Raw genomic sequence first — 17,599 nt, forward strand, 5'->3', positions numbered from 1 at the left:
GTCATCTAGCTGTCGGTACCCGCCGCGTCGGAGCCTCGACGACCGCGGCGTGCTCGGCGGACGCCCCATATGATCAGCACGACCAGCCCGGCCACGGCGAGCCACGGAAGCAGGAATCCGACAGAGACCACCAGGGCGTTCAGCGAGACCACGAGCCCGTTCCATCCCGCGACGAGCCCATCGGAGAATCCTGCGGGATCGGCCGTCGTCGGCGCGGCGGTGCGGGTCAGCTGCACCGAGAGACTCGACATCGCAACCTGGTCCTCGAGCGAGGCGAGCTGCTGCTCGTACGACTCGAGCTGCGCCTGACGATCGGTCAGCGCCACCTCCGCCTCGATGAGCTCCGCGACGGTGCCGGTCTGGGACATGAGCTCGCTGAGTCGCTGGACGGATGCCCTGGTCGCATCGATGCGCGCTCGCAGATCGATCGCGGTCGAGGTCACATCCTGCTGCGCGATGGAGGAGGAGAGCACCTCGCCGGATTCGGTGAGCTCATCGATGACGGCGGGAAGATCCGCCGACGGCACGCGGATGCTGATCCAGCCGTACTCCGAGTCCGCGGCGACAGGATCGGAGGAGGCGTCCACGGCAGGGGTCCCGCCGATCTCGGTGCTCTCGACGTAGCCGCCATGCGACTCTGCGAGTGCCCCGATGGCGACCGCGGCGTCCGAGACGTCCTTCACCTCCACCGTGGCGTTGGCCGTGGCGATGATCTCACGATCACCCGCTGCGACATCTCCGGCGACCGCGCCCGACTCGGCTGACTCGGTCAGAGCCGAGGGCGCGCTCTGGTCGACGGCGCCCGAGCGAGCGTCCTCGACGACAGTCACGCCCCCGCCGTCGGCCGAGCTCGTCGCCGAACCGCCGACCGCGGTGAGGATGGGCGGGGTGATGAGGACGCCGATGACGAACGCCGCGGCGATGCCGGTGCCGGTGAGCCACCGACGACGACGAACGCGACCGCGCTTCTCTGCAGGCGACTGCCGCGGCAGCTCGGCGGCGATGTCCTCGAACACGGCTCTCTCGATACGCTCCACTGCGGCATCGGTGAGCTCGGGCAGTGGCTCGGTGGAGGTGTCGTTCATGCGTCGCTCGCTTCCTTCACGGCACCACGCAGTCGGGTGCGGACTCGGGAGAGACGGTTCCGGACGATGGCGTGGCTCACGCCGAGCTCCTCGGCCGCAGCCTGGTAGGCGTAGCCTTCCGCGGCGCAGAGGCGGAAGATCGCGCGATCGAGGTCGCTGAGGGTGCCGACCTCGGCCGCGATCCGCTCTGCGAGGTCCGCGGTGATCACCTGCTCCTCCACGCTGACCGTCGAGGGGAGGGTCTCATCGACCGCATCCGCGGTGTTGGCCTGGTCGCGTCTGCGCTGGCGCAGGCGGTTCGCGGCCTGGAAGCGGCAGATCGTCGCGAGCCACGGGAGGATGGAGTCTCCCTGCAGCTCGAACCCCGGCAGCTTCCGCCACGCCGTGACGAAGGTCTCCTGAGTCACGTCCTCGGCATCCGCGGCGGCGCCGACGATCCCGTGTGCGATCCAGTAGACCGGGCGGGCGTACGCGCGGTACAGCTCGCGGAAGGCGCTCTCGTCACCTGCCGCGGCCCGCGCCGCCACTCTCTGGTCACTCGTCTGCACTGGCATCCCGATTCCGTTCGGTGTCTCTCACCCAGGAAGTGTCGGTCGACGCCCCATCGTCTCAGATCGGTGCCGGCGGCATCCGCAAGCGTCTTCGACTCCGCTACCATTGCTGAGGCGAGAGGGAGTATCCCGCAAGCGCATCCACCGTCATCACGAGCACCGACATCGCTGCTCCGGTCGTGCGACGCACTCTGTGCGTGGGAGAGACTTTCGGCGTTTTTCCGACCCTCCCGAAAGGTGCTGTACGCCCTTGGAAATCCCTGTCTGGTTCGAGATCACCTCGATGATCGTCCTCACGATCATCCTGATCGGCGACCTGCTTCTGATCCGACTTCGTCCCCACATCCCCTCGACCAAGGAGTCGACCCTGTGGGTGGTGTTCTACGTCGGACTCGCGCTGCTCTTCGCGGTTCTTCTCGGAAACGTCGCAGGCTGGCGAAACGCCGGCGACTTCATCACCGGCTGGGCGCTCGAGTACAGCCTCTCGATCGACAACCTCTTCGTCTTCGTGCTGATCATGGCGCAGTTCGCGGTGCCGCGACGCTTGCAGCAGCAGGTGCTGATGGTCGGCATCATCATCGCCCTCGTCCTCCGCGGAGCGTTCATCCTCGTCGGCGTCACGATCGTCGAGCACTTCTCGCCGATCTTCTACATCTTCGGTGCCTTCCTCATCTACACCGCGATCAAGCAGGCGATGCCCGAGGGCGAGCACGAAGACGATGTGAAGAAGGAGAACTTCATCGTGCGCCTGCTGCGGCGCCGCATCGACATCAGCGAGGAGTACGACGGCTCGAAGCTGCGCACGACCGTCGACGGCAAGCGCATGTGGACGCCGATGGTCATCGTGTTCATCACGATCGGCGTCACCGACCTGATCTTCGCGATCGACTCGATCCCGGCGATCTTCGAGATCACCACCAACGGGTTCCTCGTCTTCGCCGCGAACATCTTCGCGCTCATGGGTCTGCGCCAGCTCTACTTCCTGCTCGGTGATCTGCTCGATCGTCTGCGCTACCTCCACTACGGGATCGCGGTCATCCTCGGATTCATCGGCATCAAGCTGATCCTTCACGCGCTGCACGAGAACGAGCTGCCGTTCATCAACGGCGGTCAGCATGTCGAGTGGGTTCCCGACATCGACAACATGGTGTCGCTGGGCGTCATCGTCGTGGCGATGACCGTGGCCACCGTCGCCAGCCTCATCGCCTCGTCTCGGGAGAAGCGGGCGCAGCGGGTCAGCCCGACGGTCGAGTGAGGCGGTCGCTCTCCGCGGCGCCCGCGATTCCCGCGACGAGCAGGAGACGTGTCACTCCGCTGTCCAGAGCGCCTCGGCGTCGAGCGTGAGATCGATCACCTGACGCAGCAGAGCGCCCACCGTGGTGGACTGCAGCAGCGTGTACTGGTCGTATTCGCCCAGCGGCGCGATGGCGGCGAGCTGCCAGGCGGCCGCGAGCGGTTCTTCCGACAGCTCGGTGTCGGCGTCCCAGGGCGAGTCGGTGCGTGCCAGCACCCGGCGCACGATCGCCTCGGCTTCGGTGCGCAGGGGGGTGAGGGCATCGTTCCAGGTCAGCTCGGGCAGCGGGGTCACCTCTGCGCGCGGGTAAGGAGCTTCGTCCAGCCACTGCTCGACGGTGAAGCGTGCCGTGCCGACCGCCAGGGTGTGCAGCACCTGGGCATCGGCCGCCACGCTCACCAGGCGCGCCATCGTGCCGAATCCACTGCGGCGGTCGCCACCGCCGACCTCATGTCCGCGCTCGATGAGCACGACGCCGAACTGAGGGTCGTCCTCGTCGAGCAGCTGCCCGATCATGGTGAGGTACCGCGGCTCGAACACGCGGAGCGGGAGCGGGGTGTACGGGAAGAGCACCGACCCCAGCGGGAACATCGGTATTTCTGACATGGCCCCAGTCAACACCGTGCGACGTACAGTGAACAGATGCGCAGACCCCGCCCTCTGATGCCCTCGCCCGGTCAGGAATCCGTCTGGGACTATCCTCGACCGCCGAAGGTCGAGCCCGTGGCTGCGCGCATCACCGTTCGCCTCGGCGGCCAGCTCATCGCCGACACGCGCGACGCGGTGCGAGTCCTCGAGACGAGCCATCCTCCCGTGTACTACCTGCCGATCGCCGACTTCACCGCGGGCTCGCTCTCTGACGCGCCGGGCTCCTCGTTCTGCGAGTTCAAGGGAGCCGCACGCTACCTCGACGTGCGAGGTGGAGCGCAGACGGCGGCCGGGGCCGCCTGGAACTACCCGAATCCCTCTCGAGGTTTCGAGATGCTGGCAGACCGGGTCGCCGTCTATGCGGGTCCGATGGACGAGTGCACGGTGGGGGACGAGGTCGTCACACCGCAGCCGGGCGGGTTCTACGGCGGGTGGGTCACGTCGACGGTCGTCGGCCCCTTCAAGGGCGCACCCGGCACCCTGGGCTGGTGACCCTGCTCGCGTACGCGTCAGAACGCGCGGAGGTTCGCCTGCAGCCCTCCGTCGACGTAGTCCCGGCGCAGGATGCCCCGGCGTCGAAGAACGGGCACGAGTTCATCCAGCGTCCGATGCAGCGTGACGGGGTGGAAGTCGCCCCACAGCAGGACGCCGTCGTTGCCCCACTCGCCGAGCTCTTCGATCAGATCTGCGAACTCCTCGGCAGTGCCGACGAAACCCGAGCGATCGGAGATGCGGCCCGTCCGAGCGAGCGCGGCGAGATGGGCTCGCAGAGGAGCATCGTCTCCGCGGTCGCCGATCAGGCGCTGGATGCTCCCGCGCGAGACGTGCTCGCCGAAGATCTCGAGGTCGAGTGGTCTGTCGAGATCGAGCGAGGTCAGATCCGTCTCGAGGTCGCTGGACTGCTTGCGTGCGATCTGCACGAGGGTCGCGTCGCCGGGATGCGCGGAGGCGGCGACGATTCGGTCGGCCTCCTCGGCGGATGATGTGATCACCGGCTGGATCGCGAACAGGATCTTGATGTCGTCCGGCGAGCGTCCGGCGGCGATCGCCGCATCGTGGATCTTCGCTCGATAGGCACGCACCGAGGCTTCGTCCAGCGGCGCGAGGGCGAGCTGCACATCGGAGTTGGCGCCGGCGAATCCGAGGCCGCGGCCGGAGCCGCCGGGGGAGACGATCGACGGCTCCCCGTCGGTGAACGGCACGGCGTTCAACGGGCCGTCGAAGTCGAAGTGCGTTCCGCGGTGCTGCACGGAGCGCAGCTTCGATCCGTCGGCGAACACGTCGGTCTCGCGATCGCGGACCAGTGCACCGTCGTCCCAGCTGCGCCAGAGCGAGCGGATGCCGGCGAGCCATTCTTCGGCGCGGTCGTATGCCGCATCGTGCCCGAGCTGTTCCGCGGCGGAGAAATGTCGCGCACTGCCGGTGTCGGTCACCACGTTGAGCCCGAGGCGGTGGCCACTGAGGTGCTGAAGCGTGGAGAACTGCCGAGCCGCGGTATACGGCAGGTACGCCGCCGGGTTCACGGTGGGCACGACCCCGAGATGCCGTGTCGCCTGGAAGAGGTAGGGAGCGAGCAGCAGCGGGTCGTGCTTGGGGCCGCCGAAGGCATGGCGCACCCGGAGGTCGATCGTGTCGGGAGAGCCGAGCGACGGCGCGTCCTCGATGATGAGGAGGTCGAAGCCTGCCTGCTCGAGCGTGCGAGCCGCCTCCTGGTAGATCTCCGGACGGGTCCAGTCGTAGTCCCAGTCCAGCGACGGATAGCCCCACCCCTGCGGGCCGAAGCCGCGTGCCAGGAACCACCCGAAGTGCTGGGGCCTGGTCATGAGACGGCCTCTCGTGCGGGTTCCAGGACTCGGGCCAGGTCGCCGAGGAGGTCGGCGACGTCTTCGATGCCGACCGACAGCCGCAGGGTTCCCGGCTGCACTCCGAGGACGTCTCGCTCCTCGGGCGTGCGATGCGAGTGGCTGGTGGTCGCGGGGTGCAGCACCAGCGAGCGCACGTCGCCGATGTGGGTCATGTGCGTGAACACGTCGACGCTCTCGACGAAGTCGCGTGCGGCGTCGAGGCCCCCGCGGAGCGTGAAGGTGAAGATCGAGCCGTACCCTCCCGAGAGGTACCTCTCGGCGAGGCCGTGGTCGGGATGCGTGTCGAGGCCGACGTAGTCGACGCTCTCGACCGCTTCCTGCGCGGCGAGCCAGCGGGCGATCTCGAGGGCGTTCCGGGACTGCCGCTCGACCCGCAGACCGAGGGTCTCGGCGCCCTGTCCGATCAGGAACGCGTTGAGCGGCGACGGGGACGCGCCGAATCGCGGAGCGACGGACTCGCGCGCGTAGGCGATGCGCGCGTTGCCGCCATGACGCGAAGCCACGCTCGGGAACCCGCCGCGCCCCGGAAGAACGAGATGCGGAGCGTTGTGCCCCGCCTTCGCCGGGTCGAAGCGACCGTCGTCGAGGATCACGCCTCCGAGCACCGACCCGTGACCGGCGAGGAACTTCGAGGCGGAGTGCACCACCATGGCGGCGCCGTGCTCGAGCGGCCGGAGCAGGAACGGCGTCGCGAGGGTGTTGTCGACGATGAGCGGGATGGCGAACTCGTCGGCGACCGCGCTCACCGCGGAGATGTCGAGGATGTCGTTGCGCGCGTTCGCGATGGATTCGCCGAACAGCGCCCGGGTGGTCGGGCGGATCGCACCCCGCCAGGCGCCGGGGTCGGCGATGTCGTCGATGAACGTCGTCTCGATGCCGAGGCGAGCGAGGTTGTCGAGCAGAAGCCCTCGCGTGCCTTCGTAGATGTGCGTCGAGGAGACGATGTGATCGCCCGCTCCGGCGACGGTCAGCAGTGCGGTGACGACCGCGGCCTGGCCGCTGGCGACGAGCACGGCCTCTGCGGCGGATTCGAGTGCGGCGAGCTGGCGCTCGACGGCGTGCACCGTCGGATTCCCCGTGCGCGTGTATCCGAACCCCGCGCCGGTGCCGAAGTGGTCGGCGGCGTGGTCGAAGTCGTCGAACTCGAAGCCCGCCGTCAGGTAGATCGGCGTCGCCCTCGACGATGCGGGCCCCTGATTCCGGGCCGCGTGGACCGCTCTCGTGGCGAATCCGGTGCTGTCGTCGGTCATGCGGGTGCCTCTCGAAGGTGTGGGTGACAGTAGCGTGTCACGCGGAGACTCCGGGCGCTGAAGCGGTGGTAATCTGACGTCATGCGGATCGTGCTCCTTCTTAGCGGCCGCGACGAGACCTCGTTCTGAGCCCCTCCTCGTCGCGGAGTCCATCGTGGGCCGAACCGCCAGCTTCAGGAGACACGCAATGAACACCCCCGCAGCAGACACTGCTCCCGTCCGTCCCAGGACCCTCGCCGAGAAGGTCTGGGACGACCATCTCGTCGTCAAGGGCGAGAACGGCGAGCCGGACCTCATCTACATCGATCTGCACCTGGTGCATGAAGTGACGAGCCCGCAGGCGTTCGACGGACTGCGATCGGAGGGGCGACCGTTGCGGCGCCTCGACCTGACGATCGCCACCGAGGACCACAACACGCCGACCTGGGACATCGACAAGCCCATCGCCGACCTCACGAGCCGCACGCAGATCGAGACGCTGCGCCGCAACGCCGCGGAGTTCGGCGTGCGTCTGCACTCACTCGGCGACGCCGAACAGGGCATCGTCCACGTCGTGGGGCCGCAGCTCGGTCTCACCATGCCCGGCATCACGGTGGTCTGCGGCGACTCGCACACATCGACGCACGGCGCGTTCGGCGCCATGGCCTTCGGCATCGGCACGAGCGAGGTCGAGCATGTCATGGCGACGCAGACGTTGCCGCTGAAGCCGTTCAAGACCATGGCGATCAACGTCGAGGGCACGCTGCGACCCGGCGTCACCGCGAAGGACATCATCCTCGCGGTGATCGCGAAGATCACCACCGGCGGCGGTCAGGGCTACGTCCTGGAGTTCCGCGGCAGCGCGATCCGGGCGTTGTCGATGGAGGGCCGGATGACGATCTGCAACATGTCGATCGAGGCCGGCGCTCGTGCCGGCATGGTCGCGCCCGACGAGATGACCTTCGAGTACCTGAAGGGTCGCCCGCACGCCCCGAAGGGGCAGGACTGGGACGACGCCGTCGCGTACTGGCGAACGCTGCCGACGGATGAGGGGGCGACGTTCGACGCCGAGGTCTTCATCGATGCCGATGAGCTCGAGCCGTTCGTGACGTGGGGCACCAACCCCGGTCAGGGCAGCTCGCTGTCGGCGGCGGTTCCCGACCCGGCAGAGATCGCCGATGCCAATGAGCGTGCCGCAGCCGAGCGGGCCCTCGAGTACATGGATCTCACGCCTGGCACGCCTCTCAAGGAGGTGCCGGTCGACGCCGTCTTCATGGGGTCGTGCACGAACAGTCGCATCGAGGATCTCCGCGCGTTCGCGTCGATCGTCGAAGGCAAGAAGAAGGCCGACGGCGTCCGCGTCATGGTCGTTCCCGGCTCTGCCCGGGTGCGGCTCGAGGCGGAGGCCGAAGGGCTCGACAAGATCATCAAGGACTTCGGAGCCGAGTGGCGATTCGCGGGGTGCTCGATGTGCCTCGGGATGAACCCTGATCAGCTCGCGCCGGGGGAGCGCTGCGCGTCGACCTCCAACCGCAACTTCGAGGGCCGGCAGGGCAAGGGTGGACGCACGCACCTGGTGTCGCCGCTCGTCGCCGCCGCGACCGCGATCCGCGGCACGCTGTCGAGTCCGAGCGACCTGAACGAGATGGCGGAGGTCTGACCATGGAGAAGTTCACCACCCACACCGGCATCGCCGCCCCGCTGAAGCGCTCGAACGTCGACACGGACCAGATCATCCCCGCCGTGTTCCTCAAGCGGGTCACGAAGACCGGCTTCGAGGACGCACTGTTCCACGGCTGGCGTCAGGATCCCGAGTTCGTGCTCAACCAGCCGGCTTTCCAGGGCGCATCGGTGCTCGTCGCCGGCCCCGACTTCGGCACCGGATCCAGCCGCGAGCACGCCGTCTGGGCGCTGCGCGACTTCGGCTTCGCGGTGGTCCTGAGCCCGCGCTTCGCCGACATCTTCCGGGGCAACTCGGGCAAGCAGGGGCTCCTCGCCGCCACCATCTCCGAAGAGGATCTCGAGCGGATCTGGGCCGAGATCGACCGGAATCCCGGGGCTTCGATCACGGTCGACCTCGAGGCGCGAGTCGCATCGATCGGTGAGATCCAGGCTGACCTCGGGATCGACGATTACACTAGATGGCGGCTCCTCGAAGGGCTCGATGACATCGGGCTCACTCTGCGCAACGAAGACAAGATCGCGCAGTTCGAGGCCCGTCGCGAGTCGTGGCGGCCCCGGACCCTTCCCGTTCAGCAGTGAACGGCGGGGCGGGGGAGCCGAGGGCGACCCCGCCCCGAATTCCGTTGAATGAAGTGAGGCTCCGAATGACGACACCTGTGCGCGACGCTCTTCCGGACGGAGTCCCCCCACTCACCGGAGACGTCCTCGCCATTCGCGGAGGGCGCCCGCTGCGCGGCCGCGTCGACGTCAAGGGCGCGAAGAACCTCGCGACCAAGGCGATGGTCGCGTCCCTGCTCGGAGAGACCGTCAGCGTGCTGCGCGACGTGCCGGCCATCAGCGACGTCGCGGTCGTCCGCTCGCTTCTCGAGGTCCATGGCGTGCGGGTCTCCGACGGCGATGAGCCCGGAGCTCTCGTCTTCGACCCCAGCGACGTCGAGTCGGCCCACTTCGAGGAGATCGACGCTCACGCGGGTGCCTCGCGCATCCCGATCCTCTTCTGCGGCCCGCTGCTGCACCGTCTCGGTCAGGCCTTCATCCCCGACCTGGGCGGCTGCCGCATCGGCGACCGCCCGATCGACTTCCATCTGGACGCGCTCCGCAAGTTCGGCGCCATCGTCGAGAAGCTGCCGAGCGGCATCCGCCTGTCGACGGGTGGTGCGCGCCTGCACGGTGCGAACATCCACCTCCCGTACCCGAGTGTCGGAGCGACCGAGCAGGTGCTGCTCACGGCCGTTCGCGCCGAGGGCACCACGGAGCTTCGCAACGCCGCCATCGAGCCCGAGATCATGGATCTGATCGCGGTGCTGCAGAAGATGGGCGCGATCATCTCCTACGAGCCGAACCGCGTCATCCTCATCGAGGGTGTCGAGACGCTTCGGGGGTACGACCACCGCTCGATCTTCGACCGCAACGAAGCCGCATCCTGGGCGTCCGCCGCACTCGCCACCGACGGCGAGATCTTCGTGGGCGGCGCGAAGCAGCAGGAGATGCTCACGTTCCTCAACGTGTTCCGCAAGGCCGGCGGATGGTTCGACATCAAGGAGGACGGGATCCTGTTCCGTCGCGACGGCGAGCTCAAGCCGGTCATCGTCGAGACCGACGTGCACCCCGGGTTCATGACCGACTGGCAGCAGCCTCTCGTCGTGGCGCTCACTCAGGCCAAGGGCCGCTCGGTCGTGCACGAGACGGTCTACGAGAACCGTCTGGGCTTCACCGAGGCGCTCGTCAAGATGGGCGCCGACATCGTCGTGCACCCCCGCGGACTGCAGGACGGAGCCCGTCGTGTCCCGCGCCGGGACCTCGAGCAGGCCGCCGTCATCACCGGCCCGACGCCGCTGCACGCCGCAGACATCGTCGTTCCCGATCTTCGCGGCGGATACAGCCACGTCATCGCGGCGCTGACCGCCGAAGGCGAGTCGAGGGTGTCCGGAGTGGACATCCTCAGCCGCGGCTACGAGAAGTTCCTCGCCAAGCTCGATGCCGTGGGCGCCGACTTCGACGTCATCCGGTGACCCCGATGGGTTCCCGCTCGACGGAGACCACGCGACCGAGTGCGTTCTGGCCGGTCGCGGCGATCGCCGTGCCGCTGATCTCGCTCGTCGCGAAGCTCCGCATCACGGGAAGCGAGAAGCTCCCGCGTGAGGGAGCGTACGTTCTCGCCCCGAACCACTACTCCGAGTTCGATCCGCTCGTGGTCGCACTCGCGGTGTGGCGCATCGGTCGAGCTCCGCGCTTCATGGCGAAGGAGAGTCTCTTCAAGGTTCCTGTGCTCGGAGCCGTGCTCCGCGCGACAGGAATGGTCCCCGTGGCACGCGCCTCGTCGGCATCCGCGGCGAAGCAGACGCTCAAGCAGTCGGCCGAGCTCGTCGAGCACGGTCGCGGTGTGATCGTCTATCCGGAGGGCACGCTGACCCGCGACCCCGACATGTGGCCGATGCGCGGAAAGTCCGGGGCTGTCCGGCTCGCGCTGACCGACGGCATCCCGCTCATCCCGATGGCCCACTGGGGCACCCAGCGGATCATGGGGCGTTACCAGAAGGGGCTCAGCCTCTGGCCGCTGCGCAAGCCCGTGGACGTCGTCATCGGCGATCCCGTCGATCTGTCGGACCTCCGTGGTCGTGCAGGCGAGGCATCTGCGCTGAACGAAGCCACCGAACGACTGATGCAGGCCATCACGGCGCTGCTCGAGGACCTGCGTGACGAGAAGGCTCCGGCCGAGCGCTGGAACCCGTCCGCCCATGGACAGAAGGAGACGGGTCGCCTTGACTCCTAAGCGCAACGCTCCCGCAGGACCACGCGTCGCGGTGATCGGTGCCGGAAGCTGGGGCACCACGTTCGGAAAGATCCTCGCCGACGGCGGGGCGCAGGTCACGATGTGGGCGCGCCGAGCCGAACTCGCCCACGAGATCGACGAGGCCAAGCGCAACTCCCGCTATCTGCCCGGCATCAACCTGCCGCGCACGATGTCCGCGACGCACGAGTTGGCGATCGCGCTCCGCGATGTCGACCAGGTGTATCTCTCGGTGCCGAGTCAGTCGCTGCGGGAGAACCTCAAGGCGCTTCGGCCGCTGCTCGCCGACAACGACGCGAAGATCGTCAGCCTGATGAAGGGCGTCGAGCGCACGACGGGGCTCCGGATGAGCCAGGTCATCGAGCAGGAGCTGCGCTGCGATCCCGACCGCATCGCGGTCGCCTCCGGGCCGAACCTCGCGCTCGAGATCGCTCGCGAGCAGCCCACGGCCGCCGTGATCTCCTCACGCAGTCGGGAGACCGCCGAGGAGGTCGCGCGCGCGGCACGTAACAGCTACTTCCGGACGTTCGTGAACACCGACGTGATCGGCACGGAGTTCGGGGGAGTGCTGAAGAACCTCATCGCGGTGGCCATCGGCATCGTCGACGGCGTCGGGTACGGCGAGAACACCAAGGCGTCGATCATCACCCGCGGGCTCGTGGAGATGACCGATTTCGCCGTCGCCAACGGCGCTCACCCCGAGACCCTGCAGGGACTCGCGGGCTTGGGCGACCTCATCGCGACATGTCAGTCCCCGCTGAGCCGCAACAACACGGCCGGGCGCCTGCTCGGCCAGGGATACAGCTTCCAGGACGTCGTGAAGCAGATGCAGCAGACCGCTGAGGGCCTCGCGTCCGTGGCGCCCGTGCTGCAACTCGCCCGCGAGTCCGACGTGCACATGCCCATCGTCGAGCAGGTGAAGATGGTGCTCGACGGCAAGATGAACCCCCGTGACATCGCACCCCACCTGACGACGGACGACGACACCCCGCAGGGTGAGAGGACCAACCATGGACAAGCAGACGGTGGTGGTGCTCTTCGGAGGGCGCTCCAGCGAGCATTCGATCAGTTCCGCAACGGCGGGCGGAGTGCTGGGCGCGATTGATCGCGATCGGTACGCCGTGATCCCGGTCGGGATCACCCGCGACGGCGCCTTCGTCCTCGAGGACGACGACCCGGCGAAGTTCCCACTGGATGCCGCTCACCTGCCCGAGGTCGCCGACAACGGCACACGGGTGCTGTGGCCGGAACCCGGCGGAGACCGCAGCCTGCGCGTCGTGCGCACCGACGGCACCACCGAATCCCTCGGCGAGATCGATATCGTGCTGCCGATCCTCCACGGCCCGCACGGCGAGGACGGCACCATCCAGGGGTACTTCGACACCCTCGAGGTCCCCTACGCCGGCGGCGGGGTGCTCGACTCCGCACTGTGCATGGACAAGCACTTCATGAAGATCGCGCTGCGGGCCGCCGGTATCGCGGTGGCGGCCGGACTGACGGTGCGCGCGCGCCAGTGGGAACAGGATGCCGTCGCGATCCGCGACTCGGCGGCGGCGCTCGGCCTGCCGCTCTTCGTGAAGCCGGCTCGCGCGGGATCCAGCGTGGGCGTCTCGAAGGTCGAGAGCGCCGACGAGCTCGATGCGGCGCTGGCGATCGCGTTCGCAGAAGACGACAAGGTCCTGATCGAGGCGGGCGTGGTCGGCCGCGAGATCGAGGTCGCCGTGCTCGAAGGCGCCGACGGCGTCCGAGCGTCGCTTCCTGGCGAGATCGTGCTGACGACTCGAGGGTTCTACGACTTCGAGGGAAAGTACCTCGGCGGCGACGGCGTCGACGTCGTGTGCCCGGCGGCCCTCGAGGATTCCGAGGTCGCGGCCATTCAGGATGCGGCAGTCCGTGCGTTCGAGGCGGTGGACGGGCGAGGTCTTGCGCGCGTCGACATGTTCCTCACGCCTACGGGAGAGCTCGTGGTCAACGAGCTGAACACGATGCCCGGATTCACTCCGATCTCGATGTTCCCGAAGTGCTGGGTGGCGTCCGGACTCAGCTACGGCGACCTGATCTCCGAGTTGATCGAGGCGGGCCTGCGCCGCTGACCCTCGACGCGTCAGCCTTCGGTCGATCCGTCGTCCGGGTTCTCGTCGGTGGGCACCCGGTCGGTGCAGCGTGCCGTGGCCGGTGCGAGGCCCGACTGGATGCTCGTGGAGAGGCTCTCGACGACCGTACGGAAGTCGATCTCCTCGCCACGGCGGATGATCACCTCGATGGCGGGCTCGCGACCGTACGTCACGAGACGCTGCCGGTCTTCCTCCTGATCGAGAACGAGCCAGTCGACGCTGCCGATGGTCGTGCACACCTCTGTCGACGGCGCCGGCGGTTCGACGCCGCAGCGCAGCACGACGGTCGGGTCGCCCCAGGCTCCGGTCGCCTGAGCATCGGTCCACACCCGATCGAGATCGCCGACGGCGTCGGGGAGGAGCACGGACACCTCGGCGCAGGCCGGATCGTTGGCGTCCTCAGCGGGTTCGAGGTGGATCGTCGTCGAGCAGCCGGACAGTGCGGCGAGGAGGACCAGCGAGCCCGCGACGACGGCGAGACGGCGAGAGCGGGGCATGCATCCAGGCTACCTTTGACTGCATGTCCTCCCGACCTCGCGACGATGATCCGACCCTCGGCGAACTGTCGGAGGGGGAGATCCTCAGAGCGATCCTGGCGAGGACGGCGCGGGCCTCTCACACGCTCGTCGGACCCGGCGACGATGCAGCGGTGATAGCCGCTCCCTCGGGTTCGGTGGTCGCCACGACGGACACTCTCGTGCACGGCCCGGACTTCCGGCTCGCGTGGTCGTCGGGGTACGACCTCGGTTGGAAGGCCGCCGCAGTCAACCTCGCCGACGTGGCGGCCATGGGCGCGCGGCCGACGGCGCTCCTGGTGGCGCTGGCCGTTCCCCGCGACCTTCGACTGTCGTTCATCGAGCGCCTCGCAGACGGCTTCCGAGAAGCCTGCGCCGCACTCGCACCGGGATGCGCGGTGGTCGGCGGCGATCTCACGGTCTCGGACGTCCTGACCGTGGCCGTCACCGCGCTCGGCGATCTCGAGGGCCGGCCGCCCGTGACCCGGTCGGGCGCACGGGTCGGTGACGCGGTCGCGGTCGCAGGCGAACTGGGGCACGCCGCTCACGGACTCTCGGTGCTCTTCGGAAGGTTCCGCGCGGGGGAGGCACCGGTCCCCGTCGATGCGTCCCTGCTCGCCCCGGGTGAGAGCGCTGCTCTGGCGGCTCAGCTCCGTCCATCGCCGCCGATCGGTCTCGGCCCCTTCGCTGCCACCGCGGGCGCGACCGCGATGATGGACATCTCGGACGGGCTCGCGCTCGACGCGCGACGGATGGCAGCGGCCTCCGAGGTCACCATCGCACTCGACAGCGCAGCCCTCGGCGACAGCCCCCAGCGAGCTCTCGCCGGTGGCGAGGATCACGCCCTGCTCGCCTGCTTCCCGCCGGGGATCGTGCCGGCGGGCTTCCGCGTCATCGGCACTGTCATGCCCCGGGGCGAGCACGAGCTGCTGGTCGACGGCGCACCCGCGGACGTCAGCGGCTGGGATCCCTATCGCGACTGGGACTCGGCCTCGGGCTGAGACGACTCCGTCGCGGGAGTGGGCTCGGCCCACCAGAGCGCGGTGTCGCCGTAGGCCTTCTCGCGGATCAGCTCCAGTCCGGCCGCAGCGAGGTCGGGAGGGGTCGATCGCCGGGCGCGCTCGATGATCACGAGGGCGTCGGGAGCGAGAAGCGGCGCGAGCGTGACGAGGTCCGCCGTCATCGCCTCGTCGTCGAGGTCGTACGGGGGATCCGAGAACACGAGGTCGTACGGGCCGGAGGCGCGCAGCAGGAACGATCGGACGGTGCTCTGGTGCACCCTCGCGCTCGGCGCTCCGGCCTTCGCGACGGTGGCGGCGTTGCGGCGGACCACCGACGCCGCCTCTCGGCCGTGCTCGACGAGATCCGCGCTCGTCGCGCCGCGGCTGAGGGTCTCCAGTCCCAGCGCACCCGAGCCGGCATAGAGGTCGAGTACCCGCGCGCCGACGATGGCGTCCGCCGACTCCAGCGCTCCGAAGAGCGACTCCCGCACGCGGTCGCTGGTGGGTCTCGTTCCCGCGCGGGGCACGTCGAGCCGCGCGCCGCGCGCTGTTCCGGCGATGATCCTCGTCACCCGTTCACGATACGACAGCTGCGGCGCACGTCGTGTCCGTGCGGACTCCTAGACTCGGATCATGTCGCTCACGCTGGATTCGTCGCTCGAGGAGGCGCTGGGCGCCACGCCGGCGAAGTCTCTCGACAGAGCCTTCAGCATGAAGACGGTCGGCGATCTCGTGTCGCACTATCCCCGACGGTACGCGGATCCGGGCGAGCTGACCCCGATCCGTGAACTCCCTCTGGGCGAGACGGTGACGATCGTCGCCGAGGTGCTGTCCTCCAGCGCCAGGGCGATGCGCAACCGTCGTGGTGCGATGGTCGACGTCGTGATCGGCGACGGCATCGGCAAGATGTCTCTGACGTTCTTCGCGAAGAACCTGGGCGCGGCCAAGTGGCGCTCCGAGGACCTCGCGGTCGGACGTCGAGGTGTCTTCTCGGGCAAGGTCGGCGAGTTCAACGGCATGACGCAGTTCGCGCATCCCGAGTACGAGCTGTTCGACGACGAGGATGCGGCCAGACGCCGGGCGGACGCGCGCGCTGCCGTGCTGATTCCCATCTATCCCGCGACGTCGACGCTGCAGACGTGGCAGATCGCGAAGTTCATCACGCGGGCGCTCGACGGCCTCGGCGACGTGCCGGAGCCTCTCGCCCCCGATGTCCGCGCGCGGGAGGAACTTCTGACCGCCCGAGAGGCGCTCGAGCAGATTCACCGCCCGAAGACCCGCAACGACATCGATCCTGCGGTCCGCACCCTGCGGATGCACGAGGCGCTCACTCTCCAGACCGCCCTCCTGCAGCAGCGCGATGCGGTGCGATCGCTGTCGGCGACCGCGCGTCCGTCGAAGCCCGGTGGGCTGCTCGAGCGCTTCGACGCCTCGCTGCCGTACGACCTCACGCCCGACCAGAAGACGGTCGGCGAGCAGGTGGCGAGCGACCTCGTCGCCGCCTGGCCGATGAATCGTCTCGTGCAGGGTGAGGTCGGGTCCGGCAAGACCCTCGTCGCGCTGCGTGCGATGCTCCAGGTGGCCGAGTCCGGCGGTCAGGCGGCGCTGATCGCCCCGACCGAGGTGCTCGCAGGGCAGCACCTGCGATCGATCGCGAAGATGCTCGGGCCGCAGATGTCGCCGCTCGTGATGCCCACCCTGCTCACCGGTCAGATGCCGGCCGCCGAGCGTCGCAAGGCTGCGCTCCGCGTCGCCTCCGGACAGGCGCTGATCGTCGTGGGCACGCACGCGCTGCTCGGCGAGAAGACGACCTTCGCTGATCTCGGCCTCGTCGTCGTCGACGAGCAGCACCGGTTCGGAGTCGAGCAACGAGAGGCGCTTCGCGCGAAGGGGGCCAGCCCGCACGCGCTGGTTCTCACCGCGACCCCGATCCCGCGCACGGTCGCGATGACGGTGTTCGGCGATCTCGACACTTCCGTGATCCGCACGATGCCCAAGGGACGAGCCGGAATCGAGTCCTTCGTCGCTCCGCTCGCAGAGCATCCCGGCTGGTTCAATCGAGTCTGGGAGCGCGCCGCCGAGGAGATCTCTCAGGGCCGACAGGTGTTCGCGGTATGCGCGGCGATCGACACGACCAAGAAGACGGCGGAAGCGGGGGAGCAGCCCGTGATCCCGCCCGAGGGTGCGTCAGGTCCTCGCTGGGGCGTGGTGCAGCTCGATGAGGCCCTGGCGACGCACCCCCGGCTCGGGAACGTCCGACGGGCCGTGCTGCACGGTCGCATGCCGTCCGACGAGAAGGACGCCGTCATGCAGTCCTTCGCGCGCGGTGAGATCGACCTGCTGGTGGCGACGACCGTGATCGAGGTCGGCGTCGACGTCCCGAACGCCTCGACCATGATCGTTCTCGACGCCGATAGGTTCGGGGTGTCGCAGCTGCACCAGCTGAGGGGCCGTGTCGGTCGAGGAGGCGTTCCAGGGCTCTGCCTGTTGGTCACCGAAGCCGAAGAGGGGTCAGTGGCGCGCGAACGCGTGGACGCGGTGGCAGCGACTCTCGACGGATTCGCTCTCGCGGAGGTCGATCTCGAGCTCCGCGGTGAAGGTGACGTGCTCGGTGCCGCACAGGCTGGAGCTCGGTCCTCCCTGAAGCTGCTGCGGGTCGTCAAGGACTCGGGCCTGATCGTCCGAGCCCGGGAGCTCGCGGAGGGCATCCTCTCCGACGACCCGGATCTGCGGGCGAATCCCGGACTCCGCTCGGCGATCGAGCGACGCGTGAGCGACGACGACCGGGCGGCACTCGCGAAGAACTGACCGCGGCATCGCGTG

Annotated in this window: 17 protein-coding genes; 10 read left to right on the forward strand and 7 right to left on the reverse strand. The window is 68.6% G+C overall.

The genetic code is table 11. The features are described 5' to 3' along the window. Positions 1–5: 5 nt before the first annotated feature. Together BEP68_RS06640 and BEP68_RS06645 are read right to left on the reverse strand one after the other, a co-directional pair. Positions 6–1,085 carry a DUF4349 domain-containing protein gene (locus BEP68_RS06640; RefSeq protein ID WP_187249556.1) on the reverse strand — a complete coding sequence of 360 codons (1,080 nt, stop codon included), beginning with the start codon at positions 1,083–1,085 and terminating at the stop codon, positions 6–8. After that, positions 1,082–1,639, reverse strand: a complete 558-nt coding sequence (locus BEP68_RS06645; protein WP_056278648.1) for an RNA polymerase sigma factor — start codon at positions 1,637–1,639, stop codon at positions 1,082–1,084. The genes BEP68_RS06640 and BEP68_RS06645 overlap by 4 nt, the downstream gene beginning before the upstream one ends. 247 nt (positions 1,640–1,886) lie before the next feature. On the opposite strand from BEP68_RS06645, the gene BEP68_RS06650 reads away from it, so the two are divergent. Beyond that, positions 1,887–2,891 carry a TerC/Alx family metal homeostasis membrane protein gene (locus tag BEP68_RS06650; protein WP_053095882.1) on the forward strand — a complete coding sequence of 335 codons (1,005 nt, stop codon included), beginning with the start codon at positions 1,887–1,889 and terminating at the stop codon, positions 2,889–2,891. 51 nt (positions 2,892–2,942) lie between these two features. Here BEP68_RS06650 and BEP68_RS06655 read toward each other — a convergent pair whose 3' ends face one another. After that, the gene (locus tag BEP68_RS06655; RefSeq protein WP_053095883.1) at positions 2,943–3,536 is read right to left on the reverse strand and encodes an LON peptidase substrate-binding domain-containing protein; all 594 of its coding nucleotides are present in this window, start codon (positions 3,534–3,536) and stop codon (positions 2,943–2,945) included. A gap of 36 nt (positions 3,537–3,572) precedes the next feature. On the opposite strand from BEP68_RS06655, the gene BEP68_RS06660 reads away from it, so the two are divergent. After that, complete coding sequence (locus BEP68_RS06660) at positions 3,573–4,070, forward strand: DUF427 domain-containing protein (RefSeq protein WP_056278650.1); 498 nt, start codon at positions 3,573–3,575, stop codon at positions 4,068–4,070. A gap of 17 nt (positions 4,071–4,087) precedes the next feature. Here the strand turns inward: BEP68_RS06660 and BEP68_RS06665 are convergent, their stop codons facing one another. Continuing rightward, entirely contained in the window at positions 4,088–5,401 is a 1,314-nt protein-coding gene (locus BEP68_RS06665; protein ID WP_187249557.1) for an LLM class flavin-dependent oxidoreductase, read from the reverse strand. After that, the gene (locus BEP68_RS06670; RefSeq protein ID WP_187249558.1) at positions 5,398–6,693 is read right to left on the reverse strand and encodes an O-acetylhomoserine aminocarboxypropyltransferase/cysteine synthase family protein; all 1,296 of its coding nucleotides are present in this window, start codon (positions 6,691–6,693) and stop codon (positions 5,398–5,400) included. Before BEP68_RS06670 ends, BEP68_RS06665 begins: the two co-directional genes overlap by 4 nt. A 187-nt stretch (positions 6,694–6,880) precedes the next feature. On the opposite strand from BEP68_RS06670, the gene leuC reads away from it, so the two are divergent. The 6 genes from leuC (at position 6,881) to BEP68_RS06700 (ending at position 13,239) form a co-directional block, all read left to right on the forward strand. Then, positions 6,881–8,332 (forward strand): 3-isopropylmalate dehydratase large subunit, encoded by a 1,452-nt coding sequence (gene leuC, locus BEP68_RS06675; protein ID WP_187249559.1) that lies wholly within the window; start codon positions 6,881–6,883, stop codon positions 8,330–8,332. 2 nt (positions 8,333–8,334) lie between these two features. Next, positions 8,335–8,934: a 3-isopropylmalate dehydratase small subunit gene (gene leuD / locus BEP68_RS06680; protein WP_072591193.1), complete on the forward strand. Its 600-nt coding sequence runs from the start codon at positions 8,335–8,337 to the stop codon at positions 8,932–8,934. A gap of 65 nt (positions 8,935–8,999) precedes the next feature. Continuing rightward, the gene (murA, locus tag BEP68_RS06685; protein WP_053095889.1) at positions 9,000–10,367 is read left to right on the forward strand and encodes a UDP-N-acetylglucosamine 1-carboxyvinyltransferase; all 1,368 of its coding nucleotides are present in this window, start codon (positions 9,000–9,002) and stop codon (positions 10,365–10,367) included. Positions 10,368–10,372: 5 nt separating this feature from the next. Next, entirely contained in the window at positions 10,373–11,128 is a 756-nt protein-coding gene (locus BEP68_RS06690; protein WP_053095891.1) for a lysophospholipid acyltransferase family protein, read from the forward strand. Further along, positions 11,094–12,251, forward strand: coding sequence for an NAD(P)H-dependent glycerol-3-phosphate dehydrogenase (locus tag BEP68_RS06695; RefSeq protein ID WP_150115057.1), 1,158 nt, complete (start codon positions 11,094–11,096; stop codon positions 12,249–12,251). Before BEP68_RS06690 ends, BEP68_RS06695 begins: the two co-directional genes overlap by 35 nt. Then, complete coding sequence (locus BEP68_RS06700; RefSeq protein ID WP_187249560.1) at positions 12,157–13,239, forward strand: D-alanine--D-alanine ligase family protein; 1,083 nt, start codon at positions 12,157–12,159, stop codon at positions 13,237–13,239. The genes BEP68_RS06695 and BEP68_RS06700 overlap by 95 nt, the downstream gene beginning before the upstream one ends. 11 nt (positions 13,240–13,250) lie before the next feature. Here the strand turns inward: BEP68_RS06700 and BEP68_RS06705 are convergent, their stop codons facing one another. Then, positions 13,251–13,757 (reverse strand): DUF3515 family protein, encoded by a 507-nt coding sequence (locus tag BEP68_RS06705; protein WP_187249561.1) that lies wholly within the window; start codon positions 13,755–13,757, stop codon positions 13,251–13,253. A 23-nt stretch (positions 13,758–13,780) separates the two neighbouring features. Between BEP68_RS06705 and thiL the strand changes: the two genes are divergently transcribed. After that, positions 13,781–14,776 (forward strand): thiamine-phosphate kinase, encoded by a 996-nt coding sequence (gene thiL / locus BEP68_RS06710; RefSeq protein WP_187249562.1) that lies wholly within the window; start codon positions 13,781–13,783, stop codon positions 14,774–14,776. Here thiL and rsmD read toward each other — a convergent pair. Continuing rightward, entirely contained in the window at positions 14,746–15,348 is a 603-nt protein-coding gene (rsmD, locus tag BEP68_RS06715; RefSeq protein ID WP_187249563.1) for a 16S rRNA (guanine(966)-N(2))-methyltransferase RsmD, read from the reverse strand. The genes thiL and rsmD overlap by 31 nt on opposite strands. Positions 15,349–15,409: 61 nt before the next feature. On the opposite strand from rsmD, the gene BEP68_RS06720 reads away from it, so the two are divergent. Then, on the forward strand, positions 15,410–17,584 hold the full coding sequence (locus tag BEP68_RS06720) for an ATP-dependent DNA helicase RecG (protein WP_187249564.1): 2,175 nt from the start codon (positions 15,410–15,412) through the stop codon (positions 17,582–17,584). Positions 17,585–17,599: the final 15 nt, after the last annotated feature.

It is taken from the genome of Microbacterium sp. 4-7, assembly GCF_014332665.1.
GTDB lineage: Bacteria > Actinomycetota > Actinomycetes > Actinomycetales > Microbacteriaceae > Microbacterium.